The organism is Haliscomenobacter sp. (assembly GCF_033763495.1).
Lineage (GTDB): Bacteria > Bacteroidota > Bacteroidia > Chitinophagales > Saprospiraceae > Haliscomenobacter.
On sequence record NZ_JANRKL010000167.1, the window covers coordinates 25,932 to 50,045 of the forward strand.

Annotated in this window: 17 protein-coding genes; 10 read left to right on the forward strand and 7 right to left on the reverse strand. The window is 47.6% G+C overall.

The annotated features are described in order from the left end of the window. Positions 1-24 precede the first annotated feature (24 nt). Complete coding sequence (locus SFV55_RS17835; protein ID WP_320030892.1) at positions 25-1,041, reverse strand: LacI family DNA-binding transcriptional regulator; 1,017 nt, start codon at positions 1,039-1,041, stop codon at positions 25-27. A gap of 235 nt (positions 1,042-1,276) precedes the next feature. On the opposite strand from SFV55_RS17835, the gene SFV55_RS17840 reads away from it, so the two are divergent. The 5 genes from SFV55_RS17840 (at position 1,277) to SFV55_RS17860 (ending at position 7,722) form a co-directional block, all read left to right on the forward strand. Then, a complete protein-coding gene (locus tag SFV55_RS17840) occupies positions 1,277-2,041 on the forward strand; it encodes an SDR family oxidoreductase (RefSeq protein ID WP_320030925.1) in 765 nt (254 codons plus the stop codon). 124 nt (positions 2,042-2,165) lie between these two features. Continuing rightward, a complete protein-coding gene (gene kduI / locus SFV55_RS17845) occupies positions 2,166-2,996 on the forward strand; it encodes a 5-dehydro-4-deoxy-D-glucuronate isomerase (protein WP_320030893.1) in 831 nt (276 codons plus the stop codon). 47 nt (positions 2,997-3,043) lie between these two features. Then, the gene (gene pelA / locus SFV55_RS17850) at positions 3,044-4,087 is read left to right on the forward strand and encodes a pectate lyase (RefSeq protein ID WP_320030926.1); all 1,044 of its coding nucleotides are present in this window, start codon (positions 3,044-3,046) and stop codon (positions 4,085-4,087) included. Between the two features lie 50 nt (positions 4,088-4,137). Beyond that, entirely contained in the window at positions 4,138-6,471 is a 2,334-nt protein-coding gene (locus tag SFV55_RS17855) for a glycosyl hydrolase family 28 protein (protein WP_320030894.1), read from the forward strand. A 171-nt stretch (positions 6,472-6,642) separates the two neighbouring features. Beyond that, positions 6,643-7,722 (forward strand): dienelactone hydrolase family protein, encoded by a 1,080-nt coding sequence (locus tag SFV55_RS17860; protein ID WP_320030895.1) that lies wholly within the window; start codon positions 6,643-6,645, stop codon positions 7,720-7,722. Between the two features lie 584 nt (positions 7,723-8,306). Here the strand turns inward: SFV55_RS17860 and SFV55_RS17865 are convergent. Continuing rightward, positions 8,307-9,536 carry a THUMP domain-containing class I SAM-dependent RNA methyltransferase gene (locus SFV55_RS17865; protein WP_320030896.1) on the reverse strand — a complete coding sequence of 410 codons (1,230 nt, stop codon included), beginning with the start codon at positions 9,534-9,536 and terminating at the stop codon, positions 8,307-8,309. Between the two features lie 136 nt (positions 9,537-9,672). Next, positions 9,673-11,307 carry an acyl-CoA carboxylase subunit beta gene (locus tag SFV55_RS17870; protein WP_320030897.1) on the reverse strand — a complete coding sequence of 545 codons (1,635 nt, stop codon included), beginning with the start codon at positions 11,305-11,307 and terminating at the stop codon, positions 9,673-9,675. Between the two features lie 448 nt (positions 11,308-11,755). Between SFV55_RS17870 and SFV55_RS17875 the strand changes: the two genes are divergently transcribed. From SFV55_RS17875 to SFV55_RS17885, 3 genes are all read left to right on the forward strand, one after another. Next, positions 11,756-13,735, forward strand: a complete 1,980-nt coding sequence (locus SFV55_RS17875) for a sensor histidine kinase (protein WP_320030898.1) — start codon at positions 11,756-11,758, stop codon at positions 13,733-13,735. Further along, positions 13,719-14,357 carry a response regulator transcription factor gene (locus SFV55_RS17880; RefSeq protein ID WP_320030899.1) on the forward strand — a complete coding sequence of 213 codons (639 nt, stop codon included), beginning with the start codon at positions 13,719-13,721 and terminating at the stop codon, positions 14,355-14,357. The genes SFV55_RS17875 and SFV55_RS17880 overlap by 17 nt, the downstream gene beginning before the upstream one ends. 128 nt (positions 14,358-14,485) lie before the next feature. After that, the gene (locus SFV55_RS17885) at positions 14,486-15,382 is read left to right on the forward strand and encodes a c-type cytochrome (RefSeq protein WP_320030900.1); all 897 of its coding nucleotides are present in this window, start codon (positions 14,486-14,488) and stop codon (positions 15,380-15,382) included. Positions 15,383-15,539: 157 nt separating this feature from the next. Here the strand turns inward: SFV55_RS17885 and SFV55_RS17890 are convergent, their stop codons facing one another. Both SFV55_RS17890 and SFV55_RS17895 read right to left on the reverse strand, forming a co-directional pair. Beyond that, complete coding sequence (locus tag SFV55_RS17890) at positions 15,540-15,707, reverse strand: hypothetical protein (protein WP_320030901.1); 168 nt, start codon at positions 15,705-15,707, stop codon at positions 15,540-15,542. 6 nt (positions 15,708-15,713) lie between these two features. Then, on the reverse strand, positions 15,714-18,071 hold the full coding sequence (locus tag SFV55_RS17895) for a hypothetical protein (protein WP_320030902.1): 2,358 nt from the start codon (positions 18,069-18,071) through the stop codon (positions 15,714-15,716). Positions 18,072-18,285: 214 nt separating this feature from the next. Between SFV55_RS17895 and SFV55_RS17900 the strand changes: the two genes are divergently transcribed. Continuing rightward, a complete protein-coding gene (locus SFV55_RS17900; RefSeq protein ID WP_320030903.1) occupies positions 18,286-19,299 on the forward strand; it encodes an Rpn family recombination-promoting nuclease/putative transposase in 1,014 nt (337 codons plus the stop codon). 184 nt (positions 19,300-19,483) lie between these two features. On the opposite strand, the gene SFV55_RS17905 is transcribed toward SFV55_RS17900, so the two are convergent. Together SFV55_RS17905 and SFV55_RS17910 are read right to left on the reverse strand one after the other, a co-directional pair. Continuing rightward, entirely contained in the window at positions 19,484-20,608 is a 1,125-nt protein-coding gene (locus tag SFV55_RS17905; protein ID WP_320030904.1) for a glycerate kinase, read from the reverse strand. Positions 20,609-20,649: 41 nt separating this feature from the next. After that, positions 20,650-21,288 (reverse strand): MarR family transcriptional regulator, encoded by a 639-nt coding sequence (locus SFV55_RS17910; protein ID WP_320030905.1) that lies wholly within the window; start codon positions 21,286-21,288, stop codon positions 20,650-20,652. A gap of 98 nt (positions 21,289-21,386) precedes the next feature. Here SFV55_RS17910 and SFV55_RS17915 point away from each other — a divergent pair, with 98 nt between their 5' ends. Beyond that, entirely contained in the window at positions 21,387-23,813 is a 2,427-nt protein-coding gene (locus SFV55_RS17915; RefSeq protein WP_320030906.1) for a TonB-dependent receptor, read from the forward strand. Positions 23,814-24,114 lie beyond the last annotated feature (301 nt).

Here is a 24,114-nt window from a genome sequence, read left to right on the forward strand (position 1 = left end):
CGTTGCTTTTGCGAATAAAGGAGCTTACACCGACGAGGCCCTCACCACCAACTCTGTTGGCAACTTAATCAAATACGAGCCCCCCATCTGCCGCTTCTTTTTTTCAATCAAATCAATCAACAACTCCACCGCAGCTTGGCCAATTTCAAAGGCCGGCTGAGTTACGGTAGTCAGGGCAGGAGAAAGCAGGTGTGCCACTTTGAGGTTGGTGAAACCGATCAATGCCAGATCCTCGGGGCAACGAATACCCCGCCGCGATAAAACTTCAAAACAAGCCAAGGCCAAACGATCACTAGCGGTAAAAATGGCATCGGGCCGGGGATGTTTTGACAACATGTTTTCGATGATGCCATCCATTTCCTGGGAGTCAAAATTGCAGCAATAGTGTACCAAATCAGGGTCATAAGGGATGCCATGTTTTTCCAATGCAGCCTTGTAACCGGATAATCGCTCTTTAGTGATGTACAACCCCGCTGCACTGGTGATGTGCGCGATTTGTTTTCGCCCTGTATTCAACAGGTGATCGGTAGCCATAAATGCCCCCGAAAAATTGTCTGCCACGACCTTATAAGTATCGATTTCGTCTGAAACCCGATCGAAAAACACCAGCGGGAAACCCCTTTCGTGCAAATCACTCAGGTGGGACACATCTTTGGTTTGGTTGGAAATGGAAATCAGCAAGCCATCTACCCGCCGGGCTACTACGTTGCGCACGTTTGCCACTTCTTTATCGTAAGACTCGTGGCTTTGAAAAATCACTACGTCATAGCCAAGGTTATTGGCTACATCTTCAATCCCGGTGATGGCTTCTGAAAAAAAATTGTTGGCAATTTCGGGCACAATCACTGCAATGGCCCGACTGCGGTTTTCCTTTAACCCCTGGGCGATGGGATTGGGGCGATAGTTCATTTTGGTGGCATATTCCTGCACCAAACGTTTGGTCTCAGCATTGATCTCATAACTATCCCGCAGGGCTCGGGAGACCGTAGAGGTAGACAACTTGAGTGCCTTGGCAATGTCTTTAATCGTTACTGGTTCCAAAAGATATTTTTTAGTCGGCTATGCAACATACAAGATATGGCATAAAGACGCAAGGACTCAAGATTTACCCTAAAGTATTTTAAAAAAAGTTGTTCATGCAAACGTTCCCGATAACGTTTGCGTAGAAAATTAGCCAAATGAATTAAAACATCGCCAATATTCCGCCTAGCTTCGTATGGTTATCCTTAGTTTTGTCAAAATAAAATTTTAATTTTTAATTTATTGTATGATGAATATTGAGCAAAAATTTAGGCTGGATAATCAGGTTGCCTTAGTCACTGGTTGTAATCGCGGCATTGGTCGGAGCATGGCCGAAGGGCTCTCCGAAGCCGGAGCGGACATTATTGGCGTATCTTCCAGCCTCGATTTGAATGGCAGTGAAATTGGCGATTATGTGCAATCACTGGGGCGCAAGTTTTACCCTTATCAGGCTGATTTCAGCCAAAGAGACAAACTGTATGCCTTCATCAACAAAGTAAAGCAGGATTTCCCAGTCATCGACATCCTGATCAACAACGCGGGTACCATTATGCGTAAACCCGCCGCCGAACACCCTGATGAATACTGGGACCGCGTCATCGAAATCAACCTCAATTCCCAATTTGTACTCGCCCGCGAAATTGGCAAAGAAATGGTGGCTCGGGGCAGTGGAAAAATCATCTTCACGGCCTCATTGTTGTCCTTTCAAGGCGGGATCACCGTACCCGGTTATGCAGCCAGCAAGGGGGCTATCGCCAGTTTGATCAAAGCCCTCGCCAACGAATGGGCGGGCAAAGGGGTCAACGTCAACGGCATCGCACCTGGTTATATTGCTACTGATAACACCGAAGCCCTGCGCAACGACCCCGTACGCAGCAAAACCATCCTGGATCGTATCCCGGCTGGCCGCTGGGGCGAACCCGCAGACTTTAAAGGCCCGGTTGTCTTTTTGGCTTCCGAGGCTTCCAGTTATGTAAATGGCACCATTTTGACCGTCGATGGCGGTTGGATGGGGAGATAGGGTGTGGGTGTGATGTGTGAATGTGTGGGTGTGGCTACCGCAGAGACTTAGACGCGTCCTTGTCGAAGTCGCTGCGATAGCCTCATGCTCTCTCAACTTTTATCAACTCCTCAACTTAAAAAATATGCAAATCCGCACCGCAATCGGTCCTAAAGAAACTGCAAGCCTGAACAGTCAGGCTTTGCGCGAGCATTTTTTGATTGAAAAAGTCTGCGCACCTGGTGAAATCAATTTGGTGTATTCGCATTACGACCGGGTCATTATCGGTGGTGCTACGCCAACGACCAGTGGTTTGACACTTCCCACTTATCCCATTTTGCGCAGCAACTATTTTTTGGAAAGGAGAGAATTGGGCATCATCAACGTAGGTGGAGATGGTCGGGTCAAAGTGGGCGCTGAGGTTTACGATTTGCCGTTCATGGCTTGCCTTTATGTGGGCAAAGGCAATGAACAGGTTGTACTGGAAAGTGTAGACCCCAGCACTCCGGCCCATTATTACCTCTTGTCCTCCCCGGCTCACCAAAATTACCCCACCCGGCGTTTGCTCAAAGAAGAAGCTTCGCCGGTGGAAATGGGCGCCATGGAAACGGCCAACAAACGCACCATTTACAAGTACATTTACCTGGAAGGCATCCGCAGTTGCCAGTTGGTGATGGGCTTGACGGTACTGGCTCCGGGTAGTGTTTGGAATACCATGCCTCCTCATGTACACGATCGCCGGATGGAAGCCTACTTCTACTTCAATGTCCCCGAAAGCCAAAGGGTACTGCACCTGATGGGTGAGCCGCAAGAAACCCGGCACCTTTGGGTAGCAAATCACCAGGCTATTATTTCACCACCCTGGTCTATCCACGCGGGTTCAGGTACCAGCAGCTACTCCTTCATTTGGGGCATGGCCGGCGAAAACCAGGAATACACCGATATGGATCCACAACCCGTTGACGTATTGCGTTGATTTATCTCTAGATGATGACTATTAAAAAAATAAGCATCTTGCTGGCAATGCTGTGGTCGCCATTCGTTGTTTTGACGAGTGGTTGCCATGTGCAGCAACAAACTCAAGTTGCATTGAATCCAGAAGTTGTAGAACAGGATTCTATCGCCGAAAAGATGCTGCTTTACCAGCGCAATAACGGTGGCTGGCCCCAACCCGGTGGCAACGCCATTAACTACAATAAGGTCCTTGAAGAAAGTACCAAAACCAAACTCCTCAGCGAAAAAAACAAATTTGATACCACCATTGATGATCAGGCGACTACCCGCGAGATCAAATACCTGATGGAAGCGTATAACAAAACGAAAAACCCCGCTTACCTGAAAGCCGCCGAAAATGGGGTGCGTTACCTGCTCCAGGCTCAAAACAAAGCTGGAGGCTGGCCCCAATTTTACCCTGATTCCAGTGGCTACCACAAACACATCACCTACAACGATCACGCCATGATCGATGTACTCTGGGTGATGAAATACACGGCTACTGGCCAGCAATACTTCGGACTATTGAAAGAAACATTGGGGTTGGATGCACAAAAAGCAGTAGATAAGGGCATTGAGTGTATCCTGAAAACTCAATTTTATCAGGGAACTACTTTGACAGTGTGGTGCGCCCAACACGACAGTAAAACCCTGCAACCAGCCAAGGCTCGTGCATTTGAACTGCCCTCCCTCAGCGGCAATGAAAGTGTAGGCATTCTGCGCTTTTTGATGGCCATCGAACAGCCTTCTGATGCAGTGAAAAAGGCGATTCATGCGGGAGTAGCCTGGCTGGATGCAGTCAGAATCAAAGGCATCAAATTACAAGACATCGCTGATCCCAAGCAGCCCAAAGGCAAAGATCGGGTGGTGGTTGCCGACCCCCATTCGGTGCTCTGGGCGCGTTTTTATGACCTAAAAACCAACCTGCCTTTTTTTGTAGGTCGGGATAGTCAACCCAAGGCCACTTTGGCAGAAATTGAAAATGAGCGCCGGACGGGCTATGCATACTATGGTAACTGGCCTGCGAAATTGATTGATAAGGAATACCCTACGTGGAAAGCTAAAAATGAATGATGGTACAATTCATCACTCATCACTTATAACTCCATAAAAAGTCTTGCACCATGAAAAATATCCTCCTCTACCTCTGCCTTTCTTTTTTCGCCTTCCATTCCGGCGAGGACAAAACCCGCATCTTCCTCATCGGCGATTCCACCATGGCCAATAAACTCCCCACTGATGCACCCGAAACGGGCTGGGGGATGGTGTTGCCCCAATACTTCTCAGAAGGCGTAGAAGTACAAAACCACGCCGTAAACGGCCGAAGTACCAAGAGTTTCCGTACTGAAGGCCGTTGGGGAAAAGTACTGGAACAAATGCGCCCTGGCGACTGGGTGTTGATCCAATTTGGGCACAACGACCAAAAAAATACCGATACCACCCGTTATGCCGCCCCCCAAACCGATTACCGCAAAAACCTGACTCGTTACGTAGAAGAAGCAAGGGCTAAGGGTGGAAATCCCATCCTGCTCACCCCTGTCATGCGTCGCAAATTTGACGAAAATGGGAAATTTGTAGACCAGCACGGAGAATATCCCCAAGTAGTCAAAGAAGTAGCCAAAGCACTACGCGTGCCACTGATCGACATGCACGCCAAAAGCCGCGAGGTGATTGGAAAAATGGGAGTCGAAGGCTCCAAACGCTTGTTTATGCACCTACCCGGGAAAATGTATACCAAGTTTCCCGAGGGCAAAATTGACGATACTCATTTTTCGCAATATGGCGCCAGTGTAATGGCTAGCCTTGCCGCCGCAGGCATCAAGGAAATGGGTAATCCACTGTTGGGTTTGCTCAAAACCACCCGTTTTGCCGATAAATTTGAATATGAACTGCCCAAAATTGCTCCAGCTGTTTTCCGCAAGGACACCTTCAATATCCTGCGTTATGGCGCAAAATCGGATGGAATCACCCTGAATACCACCGCCATCAATCAGGCCATCACCCTCGCCAATGAAGCTGGAGGTGGGGTAGTGCTGATCCCCAACGGATTCTGGCTCACCGGCCCCATTGTGCTCAAAAGCAATGTGAACTTGCACATCGCCAAAAGCGCTTTGTTACAATTCAGCAACAAACGGGAAGACTACCCCTTGGTAAAAACCACCTGGGAAGGGCAGGACGCCATCCGTTGTCAGGCGCCGATTTCGGCTGTGGAAGCTCAAAACATTGCCATCACTGGCCAGGGCATGGTGGATGGTGCCGGACAAGTGTGGCGACAAGTCAAAAAAGAAAAACTCACCGAGGCCCAATGGAAAAAACTCGTGGCTTCCGGTGGGGTCTTGGATGAAGAAAAACGCACCTGGTACCCTTCGCAGAATTCCCTCAACGGAGTTAAAATCCAAAAGCCGGGTATCATTTCCGCCGGATTCAACCTGAACAATTGCAATGAGTTCAAGGACTTCCTACGGCCCAACATGGTTTCCCTTTCCCGCTGTAAGCAAGTTTTACTGGAAGGCATCACTTTCCAAAACTCCCCAGCCTGGACCATTCACCCCCTGCTTTGTGAGCACATCACCCTGCGTAACGTAATCGTGCGTAACCCCTGGTATGGCCAAAACAACGACGCCCTCGACCTGGAATCTTGCCGCAATGGCCTGGTGGAAGGCTGCTCTTTCGATACTGGCGACGATGGCATCTGTATCAAATCGGGTCGCGATGCGGAGGGCCGCAAGCGGGGAATTCCCACCGAAAACATCATCGTGCGCAACTGTACCGTTTTTCACGGGCACGGCGGATTCGTCATCGGCTCCGAAATGTCGGGCGGGGTGCGCAATCTTTTTGTGTCGGATTGTAATTTCCTGGGGACCGATGTCGGCTTGCGTTTTAAAACCGCCCGTGGTCGGGGTGGCATCGTGGAGAACATCTACGTGAGCGACATCAACATGACCAATATCCCCGGAGAGGCCATCCTCTTTGACATGTACTACATGGCCAAAGATCCGGTGGCACTGAATGGTGAAAAAAATGTATTGCCGGAAATGAAGGCAGAACCACTAGGTGAAGGCACCCCTCAATTCCGCAATTTTCACATCAAAAACATTGTTTGTCAAGGCGCTGCAACGGGTATCCTCATCCGCGGCCTACCTGAAATGCCCATCCGCAACATCAGCATTGAAAATGCCAACTTGAGTTGTACCGAGGGCCTGGTCTGTGTAGAAGCAGAAAACATTCAGCTCAAAAACATTGGTCTGTTCACGGAGGAAAAACGCTTGATGCAGGTGCAAAACAGCAAGCAAGTCACCCTGGATGGCATCCGTTATCAGGGGCCAATAGACTTGTTGCTGCACATCAGTGGGCAGCGCTCGGCGGATGTGCGTTTGTTGAACACTGATTTGAAGCAGGCGAAGAAAGAGGTGGAATTGGCTACGGAGGTGTCGGCCAAAGTGTACAACCGGAAGTAAAACTATTGCTAAGGTGATTTCTAAGGTGTCTTTGGTTTCTAAGGTGGTGAAGAAAAAATGTGCTCTTCGCGCTTGCGCGCAAGAGTTTTATTTGAACCACCCCAGAAACAAAGACACCTTAGAAATCACCTTAGGGATCATGTTGTCAAGTTAAAGAATTAACTCAGTCATATGCAAAAAATAACCTACGCCTTATTCCTAGCCTTCAGTTTTTTTTTTGTTTTTGAAAGTTTGGCACAAAGTGGCACCCAATATCAGGACGTTTCTTTCGAGTATCCCCAATTCCCCTTGCCCAGTTCCGCCAAAGCCTGGGAAAAAGGGCGCAAAGCCGTACGCCAAACCATCCAGTCCTGTTTCGGCCCCTTACCTGCACGCCCGAGCATCCAGGCCAAAACTTTGCGTACCGAAAAACGTGCGGGTTATACCATCGAATACTTTGAATTTTTCAACGGCATTGACGCCACTGTACCGGGCATCCTGCTGATCCCTGATCAACGCGCCCCCAAAGCCCCCGGCATCCTTTACCACCACTACCACGGCGGTGACTACGCCCACGGCAAAGACGAACTCTTCAAGCTGAACTGGGTCAACGACAGCGGGCCTGGTGAAGACTTGGTGAAAAAGGGTTATGTCGTACTGGCGATCGATTCCTATGCCTTTGGTGAACGTTCGGGCAAAGGCCCCAATGGCCCGGAAGAAAAAGGCAAAAATGAAGAACTCACCTGGGCCCGGATCAACCTACTGAAAGGCCGCAGCTTCTGGGGCAGTATGGTGCGCGATGACCAAATGGCCCTGGACTACCTCTGTGCTCGTACCGAAGTAGACCCCGCCCGTATTGGCGCAGTGGGCATGAGTATGGGCTGCTTGCGCTCATACTGGTTGGCTGCAGTGGATGACCGGGTGAAGGCAACCGTAGCAGTAGCATGTATCGTGCGCAATCAAGAACTGATCAAGTTGGGGCGAATGGGCTCACACGGCATCTATTATTACGTCCAGGATTTGCTGCGACATTTCGACAACGAGGCGGTTTTGGCTTGTATTGCACCGCGGGCATTGCTCACCATGTCGGGCAAAGCTGACCGGATGGCACCACTGGAAGGGGTCAATTACATCAATGGCTTTTTGGAAAAAGTATATGGCATGTATGGTAAAGCTGGGCAGTTCAAACACCTCGAATACGAGGGGGTAGGGCATGAGTATACGCGGGAGATGTGGAAGGAGACGCTGGCGTTTTTTGGGGAGAAGTTGTAATTCTTTGTTTGGAAAAAAGGCATGGAGGCATCTGCGCAAAATGACCTCTTTCAACTTCGTAGAGGCCGACCCATTATGGAAGGACTGTGCTACAATACTATATTTGGTATTGAAAAATAAAAAATATGAAGCATTAATTTCAAAATTAGTTGAAATGTTGAATGTTTTTCTTAAATATTAGGAAAGGATTTATAAATCAATTTTAGAGCATCTACATTAGATTACTATGGATTTAGTAGGGTTAATCATAATATCTTGTACTGTTCTTCTAATCTTTTTGCTAACAGATAGAAAAACAAGGGAGGGCGATTATTTTGCCACAGATTATAAAAGATATCTGAAGGATTTGAATGACCCGGTTTTAGAAAAAGAATTGAAGCGAGAATATCGGCGAATGAAAAAAAGACTTCGCCATTTGCCTGAAAATCATTTTGATCACTACAATTCTGATTTAGAATTTTCTCTGAAAAACCAAAACAGGTATTTAGTTTTATGCACAATTATTTTCAGCTTAATCCTTTTTTGGCTGATATGGGGTAAATAATAAACCTGAGATTTGTTTGCTATAGAAAAGAAATCACTACCTACCAATCATCATCCCCGCTCACTTTTTCATTTTTAACCTCTGCCTGATCCACTTTGATCGGCCCATTTTCATCTCTCATCTCTCCTCTTTCATCTTTCATTTTCTTACTCCCCGCATACAAATCATACTTCAAAAACTTACACTCCAACTTTCCGTTGAACAACGGAATCCGCCGGGAAGGCCGTAAGCCTACCGTTTTTACCGCGTCCATGTTGGAGGTGATGATCCAGGCGGAGTGGCCGGCCCAGTTCTTTTTGAGGGTGTCGCCGATGCCTTTGTAAAAATCCTGGACACTATCCAGTTCCATCCGCTCATCGTAGGGTGGGTTCATCATCAGGATGCCACTTTCGGAGCGGGGTAACACGTTTTCAAAACGTTCGCGGGTGACCTCGACCTTGCCTTCCATGCCCGCTTTTTCGAGGTTGTAGCCTACACTGTTGACCGCTTTAAAGTCGACGTCGGATGCGTAAATTTTGTGTTGAAATACAACCTGGCCGAGGACCGCTTCCTCACGCACTTTTTCCCAGAGCTTTTTATCAAAATTCTCCCAACGCATGAAGCCAAAATTCTGGCGATTGATCTGGGGTGCAATGTTGTAAGCCAGCATTGCCGCCTCGATGGGCAAAGTGCCCGAGCCACACATCGGGTCGGTAAAATCGCTGTCGCACTGCCAGCCGCTGAGCAGGATCATCCCGGCAGCCAGTACTTCGTTGATGGGGGCTTCTACACTGTCAACCCGGTAGCCGCGTTTGTGCAGGGATTCACCACTGCTGTCCAGGGCTAGGGTTACGTCCTGATCACCCACGTGCAGGTTGAGGCGCAGGGTGGGGAATTCGGTGTTGACGTCTGGTCGTTTGCCGAATTTTTTGCGGAATTGATCCACAATCGCGTCCTTTACCCGCAGCGCCGCAAACTTGGAGTGTCGGATCACCTCGGAGGTGGTCACTGCATCTACCGCCAAAGTATCGTCCACACTCATGTATTCCGACCAGTCGATTTTGCCAATTTTATGGTAGAGGTCATCCTCATTGCGCACCTTGAACTCACTGATGGGCACCAAAATGCGCAGAGCCGTACGCAGCTCCAGGTTGGCGCGGTAAAGGATTTCCATATCTCCTTCAAAAAAAACGGCGCGTTTGCCTGGGTGAGCGTTTTCAGCCCCCAGACTTTTGAGCTCTTCTACCAGCACGGGTTCGAGTCCGGCGAGTGTTTTGGCGATGAATTTCATTGGTATAAGTTGAGGAAGGTTGAGAAGGTTGAGGGAGGTTGAGAAGGTTTAGGCTGCCGCAGCGACGTTGACAATGGCTATGTCTAAGTCGCTGCGGTAGCCTAAACCTCCCTAAACCTTCTCAACCTCCCTCAACCTAACTTTGTATCACGCCCACATTAAATTTCTCCACTTGCGCATTGTTCGCCGCCTCAATGCCCATTGAAATGACCTTGCGGGTTTCGAGTGGATTGATGATGGCGTCCACCCAAAGGCGGGCGGCTGCGTAGTAAGGCGAAGTTTGTTGGTCGTATTTATCTTTGATCTCGTTGAACAATTTTTCTTCCGTTTCTGCGTCCAGCTCTTCCCCTTTCGATTTGAGGGAAGCGACCTGGATTTGCATCAAGGTTTTGGCTGCCTGCGAACCGCCCATTACCGCAATTTTGGCCGTAGGCCAGGCTACGATAATACGGGGGTCATAAGCTTTGCCACACATGGCGTAATTGCCAGCGCCGTAGGAGTTGCCCATCACTACGCTGAACTTGGGAACGGTGGAGTTGGCCACTGCATTCACCATTTTGGCTCCATCCTTGATGATGCCGCCATGCTCCGAGCGTGAGCCTACCATAAAACCCGTCACATCGTGCAGGAAGACCAAAGGTATTTTTTTCTGGTTGCAATTGAGGATAAAGCGGGTGGCTTTGTCGGCGGAGTCGGAGTAAATCACGCCGCCGAATTGCATTTCCCCTTTGGCGTTGCGCACCACCTCTCGGTGATTGGCCACGATGCCCACCGCCCAGCCATCGATGCGCGCATAGGCACAGATGATGGTTTTGCCGTATTGCTCCTTGTACTGGGTGAGTTTGGAATCGTCGACCAGGCATTTGAGCAGTTCCACCGTAGAGTAAGGTTTGGAAGAATCATTGGGCATAATCCGCAACAATTCGGACTCTTCAACTGCGGGCAGCGCGGGTTCAACCCGATCAAAACCTGCTTTCGAAAAATGCCCCATTTTGTCCACCAAATCTTTGATCGTATCCAGACACACCTGGTCGTTGGGCACCTTATAGTCGGTCACCCCGGAAATTTCACTATGGGTACTCGCCCCGCCGAGGGTTTCTTTGTCCACCTCTTCACCAATGGCCGCTTTGACGAGATAAGGCCCCGCCAAAAAGATGGAACCGGTGCCTTCCACAATCAGTGCCTCGTCCGACATGATGGGCAAATACGCTCCACCAGCTACACAACTGCCCATGATGGCCGCGATTTGGGGAATGCCCATACTCGACATCTTGGCGTTGTTGCGAAAGATGCGACCAAAATGTTCTTTATCGGGGAAAATTTCGTCTTGCATGGGTAGAAAAACCCCGGCGCTGTCGACCAAATAAATGATCGGTAAACGATTTTCCATGGCGATTTCCTGGGCGCGCAGGTTCTTTTTGCCAGTTATCGGGAACCAGGCCCCCGCTTTCACCGTGGCATCATTGGCCACGATCATGCATTGGCGGCCCCGTACATAACCAATACCAACTACGACACCACCAGCCGGGCAGCCACCTTCATCGGGGTACATCTCATAACCCGCAAAAGCGCCAATTTCCAGAAAGGGGGAATCTGCGTCGATGAGGTAGTTGACCCGTTCGCGTACACTCATTTTGCCCTGGGCATGCTGCTGGGCGATGCGTTTTTCTCCGCCGCCGAGTTTGATTTTTTCCAAGCGATGCTGCAAACGGGCAATTTGCAGCTTCATGTTGTCTTCGTTCAGGTTCTGATCGATCTCTTTTTTGGTCATACCTAGCTGGTTGTGGCTTGCGTGGCGCAAAGGGGCGATAAAAAAATAAGTTTTCATTTTGCCAAAGGAATAGCGCAAGTAAACGGTTCATTTCAAGTGTCTTCGCTAATCCTTTGGCCCAGAGAAAATGAAAACTCATTTTTTGCCCCACTACAAAGGTAATTTTTATTCATTAAATCCAGGAACGGGTAGATTGTTCATCGTGCAAGGGTATTCATGGATAATTGGGTTGAAAATTCAATTTTGTGTATATTAGAGGCAATAAGGAAGCCATTCTGCTTGATATTTTTATTTTTTTGCCTCAAAGGCACTAAGTAAAAACTTGCTGATTAATCGTGCTTTGTGTCTTCTTGTCTTTGTGGCGCAAAAAAATGTCCAGTAGTGTGTAAAGAAAAACACCGCAAGAATTTACTATTCCCATCTTCCCTCACCTTAAAAACGGGATAGGATGAAAAAAACACCATTGATCCTATTTTTGGCTTTTTACTCAGCTCTTTCTATAGCCCAGAGCCCTTTGGCGGATAGCCTGCGACGCGAATACCATAAAGCCAAAGCTCCCCTTCAACAAATCGAGTTGTATTATGCCTTGGCGCGAGAAGTACAGATACAAGACCTAGATCTCTCTTTGGCATATGCCGATACCTTGGAAAAAATGGCTAAAACAGCAAAATCCCCGGTAGGGGAAGCCCATGCCTTGCATATTAGGGGGAGTGCATATCAGGATAAAAAGGATAAGGCTGCGGCCATCCGCACGTTTAAAAAACAGCTTGCGATTGGTAAAAAAATAAATGACCAAAAGGTTCAGTCGGATGCTTACAATGGGCTGGGAGGAACCTATCAGGATTTTTTTCAAAATGATTCAGCACAGTACTACCTGCTGTTAGGAGCCAAAATGCGGGAGAAAATGGGCGATTGGGAAAACGCAGCTTCTGCATACAGCAACCTGGGCAATGTTTATTCTGATGCAGAATTACATGATAAAGCCATTGAGTATTTGGAAAAAGCATTGGAAATACGCCTCAAAACGGGTGACGAGCGCCGCACCATTTTTACCTACAACAACCTGGCCGTGGCCCACGGTGCCAAAAAAGACTATGATAAATCTCTGGACTACTCCTACAAAGGTATCGCCATGGCGCTTAAAAACGACAATAAATTTGTGGCGGGAGTCATGCTCGGTGGAGTCTGCCATTTGCTCCATGAGACGGGAAAAAACCTTGAAGCAATTCCCAAATGTGAACAATCGATTCAGTATTTAATGGAAACCAAACGGGAGACGAACCTGGTATTTCCCTATGTCAACCTTGCCGCAGTGTACAATTCTCTTGGGCAAGCTTCCAAAGGCCTGGAAAATGCACTTACAGGTTATGCCATCATGCAGAAACACCAACTGATGGATCCTCTCGCTGTGTATTACGAGGAAATTGCCCATTCCTATGAATTATTAGGTCAACCCCAAAAAGCGCTTTTTTGGTACAAAAGATTTCAGGCACTGGATGATTCTTTATTTACAGTTGAAAATACCCAGGTGCTTGCCGACATGGAAGCCAAGTACCAAACCCAAAAAAAGGAAACCGAAATTGCCCAACAACAACTTCAATTGGAAAAGCAAGAAAGCCAATTGTTTCAGCAACAAACCTGGCTTTGGGGGCTTGGTGTTGGGTTTTTGGCTTTTGTTTTATTGGGCTGGTTGTTTTGGAACCGCTTCCGTTTGCGCAAAAAGACGGAACTGGATGCGGCCATCATTCAGGAGCAAAAACTGGGGCTCAATGCTGTGATCGAAGCCCAGGAAGCCGAGCGCAAACGCATCGCCAAAGACTTGCACGATGGCATTGCCCAGGAAATGGTCGCTTTAAAACTGGGCTTTTCAGCCCTGCAACATAAGATTGCCCATGTTGCACCAGTGGAAGCCCAACAAGTTGGTCAATTGGCTGAGCAATTGGATCAATCCTGTACCGAAGTGCGCAATATTTCCCATACCATGTTGCCTCCTATGCTGGAGCAACACGGCCTGGCTCCGAGTCTCGAAATGTTGTTGCGCAACACCCTCCAAGGTACTGCCCTGCAATACGAGTTTGAAAGTAGCCTGGTGCCTGATCAATTGGATGAAAAAGTTGAAATCGGGATTTACCGAGTTGCTCAGGAATTGCTGAATAACGTGATCAAACACGCCCAGGCGGGCAAGGTAATGGTCATCTTATACCTGGCGGGGGGCAGTTTGATTTTGAGGATGGAAGATGATGGCCGTGGGTTTGATTTTGAACAAGCCAGGTCTAAAGGCAGTATGGGGATCCTCAATATTCTGAGCCGCGTAAACACCTTGGGCGGAGTTTTTCAAACCGAACCGGCCTATCCTAAGGGCACCATTTCCGTGATTCGTATCCCCCTACCTAATCCAGAAACCAGCAAGCATGGAAGCGAAGATTAAAATAATGATTGCCGATGACCATCAATTGGTGCGCAAGGGTTTTGTCGCCATTTTGGAACAAATTCCGGGCGTCCAAGTCATGGCTGAAGCGGCGAATGGTCGGGAAGTGTTGGATGCTTTTCGGCGCCTGGGCCGTGCCGATGTGGTTTTATTGGACTACGAAATGCCCTTGATGAATGGTTTGGAAACGCTGATCCAACTCAAGCAGGAATACTTTGGCATTAAAGTCATTGTGCTTACCATGCTCAATGAACGCAGCATCATTCAGGGTGCCCTTGAGCAAGGTGCGGATGGTTTTTTGTTCAAAAATACCTCGGTTGAAGAGCTCTCAACTGCAATCTCCAAAGTGTACAAGGGTGAAAAATATTACGCCGGAGAAGTAGCCCTTAGCCTGGCAAAAGCGCCAACTGCAAGCAATGACGCTTCCCTAACCAGCCTGAGCGAACGGGAATTGGATGTATTGAAGTTGGTCGCTCAGGGGTTTTCCAGCACTGAAATCGGGGCACAATTGTTTATCAGTCCTCGCACCGTAGATACCCATCGGAATAACCTGATTCAAAAACTGGAAGTTAAAGGGATTGCTGGATTGGTGCAGTTTGCCATTCGGCAGAAGCTCATTTGAGTAAAAAATACGCAAATCTACGTAGCTGCTTTACACAAAACTACGCTGTATCTCCGGCAGGATTCAGGGCATCTTTGTGCTGTTCTTCGGAACAAGACATGGATTGTTAACGCCTAGAATCTTTTGCTATGAAAAAAATATTTAAATGGATCGGCATCGTCCTGGGAGGACTTATTTTGGTATTGACTTGTGCAGTTTTCCTTATGAATGCCGCTTACAACCAGCGCCTCAATAGAACCTACAACATTCAACCTGCCAGCCTCAAAATTCCCAATGACTCAACCAACCTGGCCGAGGGCAAAAAATGGGTCAACAACCTTTGCACCCATTGCCATGGTGAACAACTGGAGGGTACTAAATTTTTCAATGACCCTGCTTTTGGTATTTTAATCGCGCCAAATTTGACGCCAGCCGGAGTCACCAAAGATTATGTTGATGCGGATTGGGTAAGAGCCATCCGGCACGGGGCTGGTAAAAATGGCCGCCCTCTGATGATCATGCCATCTAACGAATTTCACGCTTTGAGTGAAGAGCACCTTGGTCAAATTATTGCCTACCTGAAAACGGTTCCAGCGGTGGAAAAAGAGTGGGAAAAATCCGGTTTTACCACTTTTGCTAAAGTATTGATCCAGTCGGGCGCTTTTGGCAAAATTTTTCCTGTGGAATACCTGGACCATACCGCCAAATTCAAAAGCACCCCTCAACGAAAGGCCCCCTGGGTATATGGCGCCTACCTGGTGCAGGTCAGTGGATGCAGGGCTTGTCATGGCGAGCAGCTGAATGGGGCACCCAATCACGACCCCACCGGCCCAATGGCGCCGAATTTGACTGCTGCGGGGAATTTGCCCAAATGGGGGGAGGCAGGTTTTATACAATCGATTCGTACCGGCACTCGACCTGATGGTACCACGATGGATCAGAAATTTATGCCCTGGAAAAACATCGGGGCTCAGGATGACGAAGCGCTAAAAGCGATTTATACGTATTTGATGGCGCAGCCAAAAGTAGAAACCCCGAAAAAATAGGTGTTTTTGAGTTAAGAGTTAAGAGTACATGAGTAGCGAGTTTTGAAGTAAATGGAGAGTTTTGAAGTGGGGTTACGCACGGACGTTGGCCCAGCGTTGGTGAAAGGCTAGGCGGTAGCCCACTTCAAAACTCGCTACTCATGTACTCTTAACTCAACTACCTCATCACCCGCATCACTTGCTCTGCCACAAACTCCAGATTCTCCGCCGTACTCGCCAGCGCATCGTCAAAAATCTGCACTTTCCGCCCAATCGCAAAAGCCGCTTTTAAACCAATCAGGTCCAAAAAAGCTTGATCGGCATCGATGGCCACTTTAAGGAGCACCTCGCTTCAGCTGATGCTGGCTACAACAACTGGGTTGTGTTCCGTTTCCACCCATTGATCCAAAAAATAATGCTGCAAAATGCGGTGTCGAAAGCGCCAATTAGCTCCGCTTGTTTCCAGGATATTGCACTCGACCATGTGGTTGAGAAAAGGAACTACTTTTTTGGGGAATAAACCTTTTTTGTGTAAAAGATAACAAAGGTGCCAGTGCTGGATGATGGAGAAATATAATACTTTGGCGGAAGCTTTAAAACGCTGATAGGGGGCATTGATTTGAATGAAGTAAGAACTATTTTCTTGTCCTTGAACAATTAGTTCTACGATAAACGCCATAATCAGCCCTACGATCAAACCGACGGACAGCCCAAACATCAACGCTCCTTTAAACGCTCCGATGAGTATCCCTAAAATACCGACGGCAAGTACTCCTCCCAGAGATTTATCGATATTATTGACCCAATCCCACTTTACTTTTTCTCTTGTTTTTATATAAGGAAACCAATGACGAGATTCAGTGCTTAATAACCCTGACAGCCCGCCCAGTAGTACTCCTAGCAACCCTCCAAACAATCCAATGGACAGCCATATTAACGGATTTCTGATAAGATCCCCATCTCCGTCCAACTTGTTTAACGACACTTCGAAGAATGGCTGAGTCAAATATGCGCTCAGTGCTCCAATAATCCCTCCGAACATCCCTTTCCCTTCGTTTCGCTGAACCAAAAAGGATCCGAACAGAGCTGCACCTAGAAAGCTACCCAGCCCGCCGAAAATCCCACTAAACAGTCCTACTGTAAAGAAATAGACCAGATGTGAAAAAAAAGTACTCACAATACGCTCTTTTCTAGACAATCTAAACCACCCATACTGTAAATGAATCAATTCAAAATCCACCAATTTTTCCCTTTTAAGCCTTGAGGCAAAAAAACCAAGGTATTTGCTGGCCAGGTGAGCATTATAATCTTTAGTGCTAAAATTTCGAAACATTTCAGCGACAAAACGCTGTTCTATTTCTTTTTTTCTACCTGCCAGGTCAAGGGCTGAAAAATTCAATTCATGCAGGTATTTTCCTCGGGCAAACAACAATTGTAGGGTATTAAAATAAAAAGGGATTTCGGCAATTTCACGCAAGAGCAAGTCTTGTTCAAGTGCTATCAATAATCTTTGGGAGCCCTCATTGGGGTCTATCTTTTGCAATTGCTCGAGCAACTGTCCATAGCTCAACGGCCCCACTTCAACTTGGCTATTTACTGGGGCGTCTTTTGCTAAAGCTTGGTATTCGTCAATGCGGGAGGAAAGTATAAAATACCGATGAGGGTCTTCTCCTCCGTACCGACCAATTGCTTCCAGGCAAGTCTGGCGATCTTCAGCTTTGACCTCATCCAAACCATCCAGCAATAAAATCAGTCGGTTCTGCGCGACTAGCTCAGCCGCAGCTTTTTTATTGATGGTCAGGCTCATCTCTGAGGGCAAAATTTCCTGAATCCAGGCTTCCAGGCTGGGAAATGCACTATTCCAGCGTGCGAGATTCAAAATAACCGGAATCCGGGTAGGTTCTTTCTCCAACAACTCTAACTCTAGTTGCAAAAGCAAAGTGGTTTTTCCAGCCCCGGGTACCCCCACTAAAAACAAACGGCCTTTTGCATCTTCGTAATACTCTAACAGTTTTTTACGAATTTGCCCATCGTTGTACTGCACAAACGTTTCTGCGGCTTGGGAACTGGTTCCCGTTGTGGAAGGCAAGAGGCGCAGATTAACGGGTTGCCGGTGAGTGAGTTTTTGTTTCAGGCGGTTTTCGTAGCGTGTTTTTAAAGCTGCTTTGATTTCGTCGTAAAAAATAAAGGCTTGCGCTATTTCCTTTTCTAATATTTTGATCAGGGTGAGTAGGCCAAGACTGATTTTATTCAAGGCTCTACTTTTACTTTGCGGAGATTGGGTGCCGTATATTTCCGCATGTTGTACTTGAGCAAGGCGGGCACTCAAGCTTGAAATCTCTACATCCAATGTTTGTACGTGCAACTCATCCAGGGACTTCAACGCTTGATCGTAGTCGGCTTTACTGATTGCTTTTTTTGCTTTGGCTAGCAAGTGGCGGTTTTGTTCGGTCGCTGGCAAGTGGTATCGTTCAGGCTTACTTTTAGATTGTTCAGAAAAAAGCCCTATACCTATTCCTGGACTAATGTAAGCGGCAAAGAAGAAAAGCAGCAGGAAAAATGCAATCAAGATGTATTTGTAGTGTTCACCTAGGTGATTTTTGGATAAGGGTCCTGCATCTTCACCCAGTATTTCAGGCAACAACGCTGAAAGAATCAGAAATGAGGAGAGGATCAAAAAAGGGGCTATTTTTCTTAATAGCTTGAGCATAATTTACACGGATATAACTTTTTTGTAAAGATAAGCAAAAATCTATACTACTATACCAGATCGACAACAGGACCGCTAGCGGCAACTACGCCATTGTCCTCACCTACGACGGTGTTGACAACGACCCAAGAATTTATGTATCTGCGCAAAAAAATAATAAAAAAATAGTTTTAAATTTAAAAAACAAACACTAAATTTAGAAAAATTCAATCCGATGCCTAAAAAACCCAGTAAACCGCACGACGAATTTTTTAAAGCGACCTTTAGCCGCATGGAAGTGGTAGTAGATTATTTGCAAAAAATGCTGCCCTCTGAGCTGACTGATCTTCTGCTCATCAAGGAATTAAAACGAGTAAATGGCTCGTACATATCGCCTGCACTAAAAGAATATTTTTCAGACTTGATTTACGAATGCCCTTTAAAACACCCAAATTTAGCGATAAATCTTGCGCTGCTTTTTGAGCACAAAAGTCAACCTGAGCAATATCCGCATTTCCAGCTTTTGCGTTACATGTTGGATGGTTGGGAAGAACAACTCCGGCAAGGTCAAACACTGACCCTGATTATCCCCATCGTCATTTATCACGGCGAGGCAAATTGGACAAAACGGAGTTTATCCAGCTATTTTGGGAATGATTTACCTTCACATATACTTACTTTCCTGCCACAATTTGACTATCAATTGACCCATGTCACCTCCATGAGTGATGAAGAAATTCTGGCATTAGGCAATAGTCTGTTGGTCAATACCTTTTTGATGATGAAGCACATCTGGCATCCAGAGTTCATTTTACAAAACCCTCAGTTGATTTTTATACATTTGGAAGAGACAAGCAACATGCGAGACTTTGTGGTCGCGTTACTTGCATATTTTTTAAAAAACTCAGAACTTACAGGAGAAAAAGTCAAAACCTTTATTGAAATCTTGCCAAGGACATTAAACCAAACTGCAATGAGTACTTATGAAATGATTCTTAAGGAAGGAAGAGAACAAGGCCTGAAAATAAATGAGGATCTGTTGATTGAAGCTCAGCTGCGTGCTGAGGAAGAACGCTTACGTGCCGAAGAGGCATTGCTTCGTGAGGCAGAAGAGCATCAACGGTTTGACAAAGTAATTCTCCAACTGCACTTTGAATTGCAATTGCCCATTGCCGAAATTGTGAAAATAACCGAACGTGAGGAAACGTATATTGAGGATCTGATTGCGCGTAAAAACAATGAAAATTAAGCACAACCCCTTCGGTCGGTTGCGATACCAGGGGCTTATTCCACATAGTTATGGAGCGGAGTTTATACAGGCTGTTGAATTCTGAAGTGAAGTGACTTTAGAAGTTATTTGACCAAGGCTGTGTCTAAGCCGCTGCGGTAACCCACTTCTAAAGTTGTAAGTCATGTATTATCCCTTAACTCAATTATCCCATCACCCTCATCACCTGCTCCGCCACAAATTCTAAATTCTCCGCCGTACTTGCCAACGCATCGTCAAAAATCTGCACTTTTCGCCCAATCGCAAAAGCAGCTTTTAAACCAATCAGGTCCAAAAAAGCCTGATCGGCATCGATGGCACCACAAAGCGCAATGGTGGGTACGCCAAACTGAGTGGCACGGCCACAAATCCCCCGCACCAGTTTTCCACCCAGGGTTTGGCTATCCAAACGACCTTCACCAGTGAAGACCAGATTGGCACCTTTCAGGGCATCGTCAAAATTGGTCATGTTCATCACCGCATCAATGCCTGGGTGCAACTCACCTTTAAGAAAGGCCAGGCATGCTGCTCCCATTCCGCCAGCTGCCCCAGAACCAGGAGTTGTAGAAAAATCCTGACCAAACGTTTTTTCCAACAAAGCACCAAACTGTTGTAGTCCCAAATCCAACCGCTCTACCATAGCCGCATTGGCTCCTTTCTGAGGCCCAAAGACGTAAGCTGCACCCATGGGGCCATGCAGCGGGTTTTTGACATCACACAACACCTCAAAACGGGTTTCGGCAAGGGCCGGATGTACCTTCGCCACTTCAATTCTTTCGATGGCGGCCAATGATTCGCCCCTTGGTAACAATTCCTTCCCTTGAGAGGTATGAAACTCGTAACCCAATGCAGCTGCCATGCCCATTCCAGCATCATTGGTGGCACTGCCGCCTAGGCCCAGTAAAATATGCCGCACCCCACTATTCAGCGCATGGGCGATCATTTGCCCGGTGCCATAAGTACTGGTCAGCATGGGATTGCGCTCCTCATCACTCAGGCGCTGCAAGCCCGAGGCCTGTGCCATTTCAATGAAGGCCTTTTCACCATTGGCTGAAAGGATGTATTGGCAGGTTACGTCTCGTCCCAGGGGGTCGTAAGCATTCATTTGTACAACACTCCCACCCAGGTGATGGGCAAATACATCCGCCAGTCCTTCTCCACCATCGGTGAGCGGGAAAATGACCAGTTCGGCATCGGGTTGTACTTTTCGGATCCCATCGGCAATGGCGTTGCAGACTTGTTGGGCGGGCAGGGCGTCTTTAAAGGAATCGGCAGCGATGACTATTTTCATGATTGTAGTAAGGTTCTAAAGTTCCGGTGTTTTTAGAACCCTCACAAGATATGCCGCTCTACAATCTTCTCCAAATCTTCCCCGTATTCATTGTCCCAGATGGGTTGGTGAAAGGCGATGAGTTTGCGCAATTTATGGAGCACCATTTCTTTTTCTTTCACCGTCAGGTTTCCGGCTACTACCCGATGTACGTTTTGCATGTTTTGCATCGCTTGCTCGAACACGGCCATACCCGCCGGGGTAATGGATACCCGGCGCGAACGCCCATCTTCGGGATTGTCGTAATCCTGGATAAAGCCGTTGCGCAACAAGCGCCGAATCACTTCCATGCCTGGTGAAAACTCCATCATGTTTTTGGCAATGATGTCCGTTTTGCGCAAATCGCCATGGCTGACCAGGGCTGCCAGGAAAGTAAAATCCTGGATTCCTTTTAGTTCAGTATCCTTTAGTGCCGTTTTGATGTAGTGTTTGGCGTGAGAGTTCAGTACCCCGATGTTCATGGCAAGGTGTGCATCTACGTTGGAAGCATAATCGTCCCAACGGGTATGGGGCAGTTCCTCCTCTGCTTCGCCAACCCGGCTTTGCAACCATTCTGCGAAGGCTGGCAAATCACTTTTTCCCCTTTCCTGCTCGAATTCCTCCAGCAGACCAATCACTTGTTTAAGCAGCTCGTACGACATGGTGACAAAAATCTTAGCTAAAACTAGAACAATTTTTCGAGTTCCTAGTTTAGTGATTGTTTCGAAAACATAGCAAAAAACTGTGAAAAAATCATAAAATGAAAGTTTTACCCGCAACGCGACTGTTTAACAACTGCTTGGTATTGCTTTTGTTGATGCCTTTTGGCCTCTTTGCCCAAAATGGCATCATCAAGGGAAAAATCAGCGACAAAATCAACAACGAAGCCATCCCATTTGCCAACGTCCTGATAATAGGCACTGACTTTGGTACCACTACCGATGAAAATGGATTGTATGAAATCACTGGACTTGCACCAGGTTTGTACAACGTTCGGGCTTCTTTTGTAGGCTATGAAGACGCAACTGCTTTTGAAATTCAGGTCAGCAACAACAAACCGGCCGTTGCTGATTTCGAGCTGTCCAGTAGTTCCCAAAAATTGGACGAAGTAGTGATCAAAGCGCCTCCATTCAAAAAAACCGAAGAAAGTCCGGTATCCCTGCGCACCATTGGGGTAGCGGAAATCCAGCGCAACCCGGGGGGCAATCGAGATATTTCCAAAGTGGTACAAACCCTACCAGGTGTGACCATTACCCCGGCCTTCCGCAATGACCTGATCATTCGCGGTGGGGCACCCAACGAAAACCACTTTTTCCTGGACGATGTGGAGGTGCCGAACATCAACCACTTTGCGACCCAGGGCGCTTCAGGTGGCCCAGTGGGTTTGATCAACGTCAACTTCATCAATGAGGTAGACTTTTTCAGCGGGGCTTTCCCGGCCAATCGGGGCAATGCGGTCAGCTCGGTGTTCAACTTTCGGCAGCGCGATGGCCGCGACGATCGCATCGGAGGGACCTTTATGGTGAGTGCCAGCGATATTGGGTTGACTTTGGAGGGGCCAATTGGTGACAAAACCACTTTCCTGCTTTCGGCCCGGCGCTCTTATTTGCAGTTTTTGTTCAAAATTTTTGAACTGCCCTTTTTGCCCATTTACAACGACTTTCAAGCCAAAGTCAAAATTAAACTGGACAAAAAGAACGAACTGACTTTCATCGGTTTGGGGGCTTACGACCAGTTTGAGCTCAACCTGGAGGCAAACGACACCGAAGAACAACAATCCATTCTGGATCGACTGCCCGAAAACCCCCAGTGGAGCTATACCAATGGCCTGGTGTACAAACACTACCGCCCCAATGGCTACTACACCGTGGTGCTTAGCCGCAGCATGTTGGACAACAAGGCCATCAAGTATTACCAAAACGATAAAAGCAACCCGAATAACCTGATCCTCAACTACCAATCTCAGGAGATCGAAAACAAGTTGCGCCTGGAAAACACGGTACGGGCGGGCGATTTTCGCCTGAATTACGGGGTAGGGTATGAGTTTGCCCGCTACAACAACAGCACCTTCAACCGGATTTTCACCTCCGCAGGTGCACAAACCATCGATTACAGCAGTGCTTTCAACTTCAGCAAATACAATCTGTTTGGCCAGATCAGCCGCAAGTTTGTGGACAATCGTTTGAGCCTGTCGGCAGGGATTCGTGCCGATGCCAATACCTATTCCGAAGAAATGTCGAATTTGTTGGAGCAGTTGTCGCCAAGGTTTTCGGCATCCTACAGTTTGAGCAAAAACCTCGCCCTCAATTTCAACGCGGGTATTTTTTACCAATTGCCACCGTACACCATCCTGGGCTACCAGCAAGGGGGGGAGTTCATCAATAAAAACAACGGCATCAAGTACATCCGCAACAATCAATTGGTGGCCGGTTTGGAATTCAACACCAACAACAATGCCCGGATCACGGTGGAAGGTTTTTATAAAGGTTACGCGAATTATCCTTTTTTGCTGCGCGATAGTTTGACCCTGGCCAACCTCGGCGGCGACTTTGGGGTGGTAGGCAATGAACCAGCGCTTCCCCGCTCCAAAGGGCGCAGTTATGGTCTGGAGTTTTTGTTCCAACAACGTTTGTTCAAGGGTTTTTACGGCATTGCCGCCTATACCCTGGGCTGGAGTGAATTTGAGGACAAGAACAAAGTACTACTGCCTTCCTCCTGGGATGCTCGCCACATTGTCAACTTGACTTTGGGCAAAAAGCTAAAGAAAAACTGGGAAATTGGCCTCAATTGGCGCTTCCAAACGGGGCTGCCGCGTACCCCATTTTCCAATAATTCTGCCCTGGTTGCCAACTGGGACGTCAATGGCCGGGGCATTCCCGATTACAATCAGCTCAATACCGAGCGGAGTGAAGCCATCAATTTCCTGGATTTCCGGGTAGATAAGAAGTGGTTCTTCCCCAAATGGAGCCTCAACCTGTATTTCGACATCGAAAACATGTTCAGCGCATCGGTATCCAGCCCTGAACTTTTCCTGGATCGCCCCTTGGACGCAGATGGTCGGCCCGTTGGTTCTGGAGTAATCTTGAATCCTGATGCTTCAGTAGGAGAGCAACGTTACAAAACTAAAGTTTTGGACAATGGTACGGGAAGGGCATTGCCGAGTATTGGTTTGATGATTGAATGGTAAACTTTGAACCCCCAACCGCGGCAGCGGTTGAATCTTGAATAGCCGCGGTCGTCCGCGTGCTTAGCCGTTTTAAGCCGTTTCACAACCGCGGTAGCGGTTGAATTTTGCCCCGATTTGTTCAACCGCTGCCGCGGTTGTGGTACATTCCGCAGGCCATTTTACCGCGGACGACCGCGGCTATTCAAGATTAAATCACTCCGTGATTCTAACGGCTTTCTTAGAAATTAAAATTTAGGATAACGAACTGTTACACTGTATTGGCCCAATTCAAGAAAGTGGCACCCCAAGCCCAATCGTACAA

Excerpts from the sequence above, each read along its gene's own strand:
- SFV55_RS17900 (WP_320030903.1), top strand. The coding sequence starts at position 18,286 with ATGCCTAAAAAACCCAGTAAACCGCACGACGAATTTTTTAAAGCGACC.
- SFV55_RS17865 (WP_320030896.1), bottom strand. The coding sequence starts at position 9,536 with ATGAAATTCATCGCCAAAACACTCGCCGGACTCGAACCCGTGCTGGTA.
- SFV55_RS17885 (WP_320030900.1), top strand. The coding sequence starts at position 14,486 with ATGAAAAAAATATTTAAATGGATCGGCATCGTCCTGGGAGGACTTATT.
- SFV55_RS17860 (WP_320030895.1), top strand. The coding sequence starts at position 6,643 with ATGCAAAAAATAACCTACGCCTTATTCCTAGCCTTCAGTTTTTTTTTT.
- pelA (WP_320030926.1), top strand. The coding sequence starts at position 3,044 with ATGCTGTGGTCGCCATTCGTTGTTTTGACGAGTGGTTGCCATGTGCAG.
- SFV55_RS17905 (WP_320030904.1), bottom strand. The coding sequence starts at position 20,608 with ATGAAAATAGTCATCGCTGCCGATTCCTTTAAAGACGCCCTGCCCGCC.
- SFV55_RS17910 (WP_320030905.1), bottom strand. The coding sequence starts at position 21,288 with ATGTCGTACGAGCTGCTTAAACAAGTGATTGGTCTGCTGGAGGAATTC.
- SFV55_RS17880 (WP_320030899.1), top strand. The coding sequence starts at position 13,719 with ATGGAAGCGAAGATTAAAATAATGATTGCCGATGACCATCAATTGGTG.
- SFV55_RS17915 (WP_320030906.1), top strand. The coding sequence starts at position 21,387 with ATGAAAGTTTTACCCGCAACGCGACTGTTTAACAACTGCTTGGTATTG.
- SFV55_RS17875 (WP_320030898.1), top strand. The coding sequence starts at position 11,756 with ATGAAAAAAACACCATTGATCCTATTTTTGGCTTTTTACTCAGCTCTT.
- kduI (WP_320030893.1), top strand. The coding sequence starts at position 2,166 with ATGCAAATCCGCACCGCAATCGGTCCTAAAGAAACTGCAAGCCTGAAC.
- SFV55_RS17855 (WP_320030894.1), top strand. The coding sequence starts at position 4,138 with ATGAAAAATATCCTCCTCTACCTCTGCCTTTCTTTTTTCGCCTTCCAT.
- SFV55_RS17895 (WP_320030902.1), bottom strand. The coding sequence starts at position 18,071 with ATGCTCAAGCTATTAAGAAAAATAGCCCCTTTTTTGATCCTCTCCTCA.
- SFV55_RS17870 (WP_320030897.1), bottom strand. The coding sequence starts at position 11,307 with ATGACCAAAAAAGAGATCGATCAGAACCTGAACGAAGACAACATGAAG.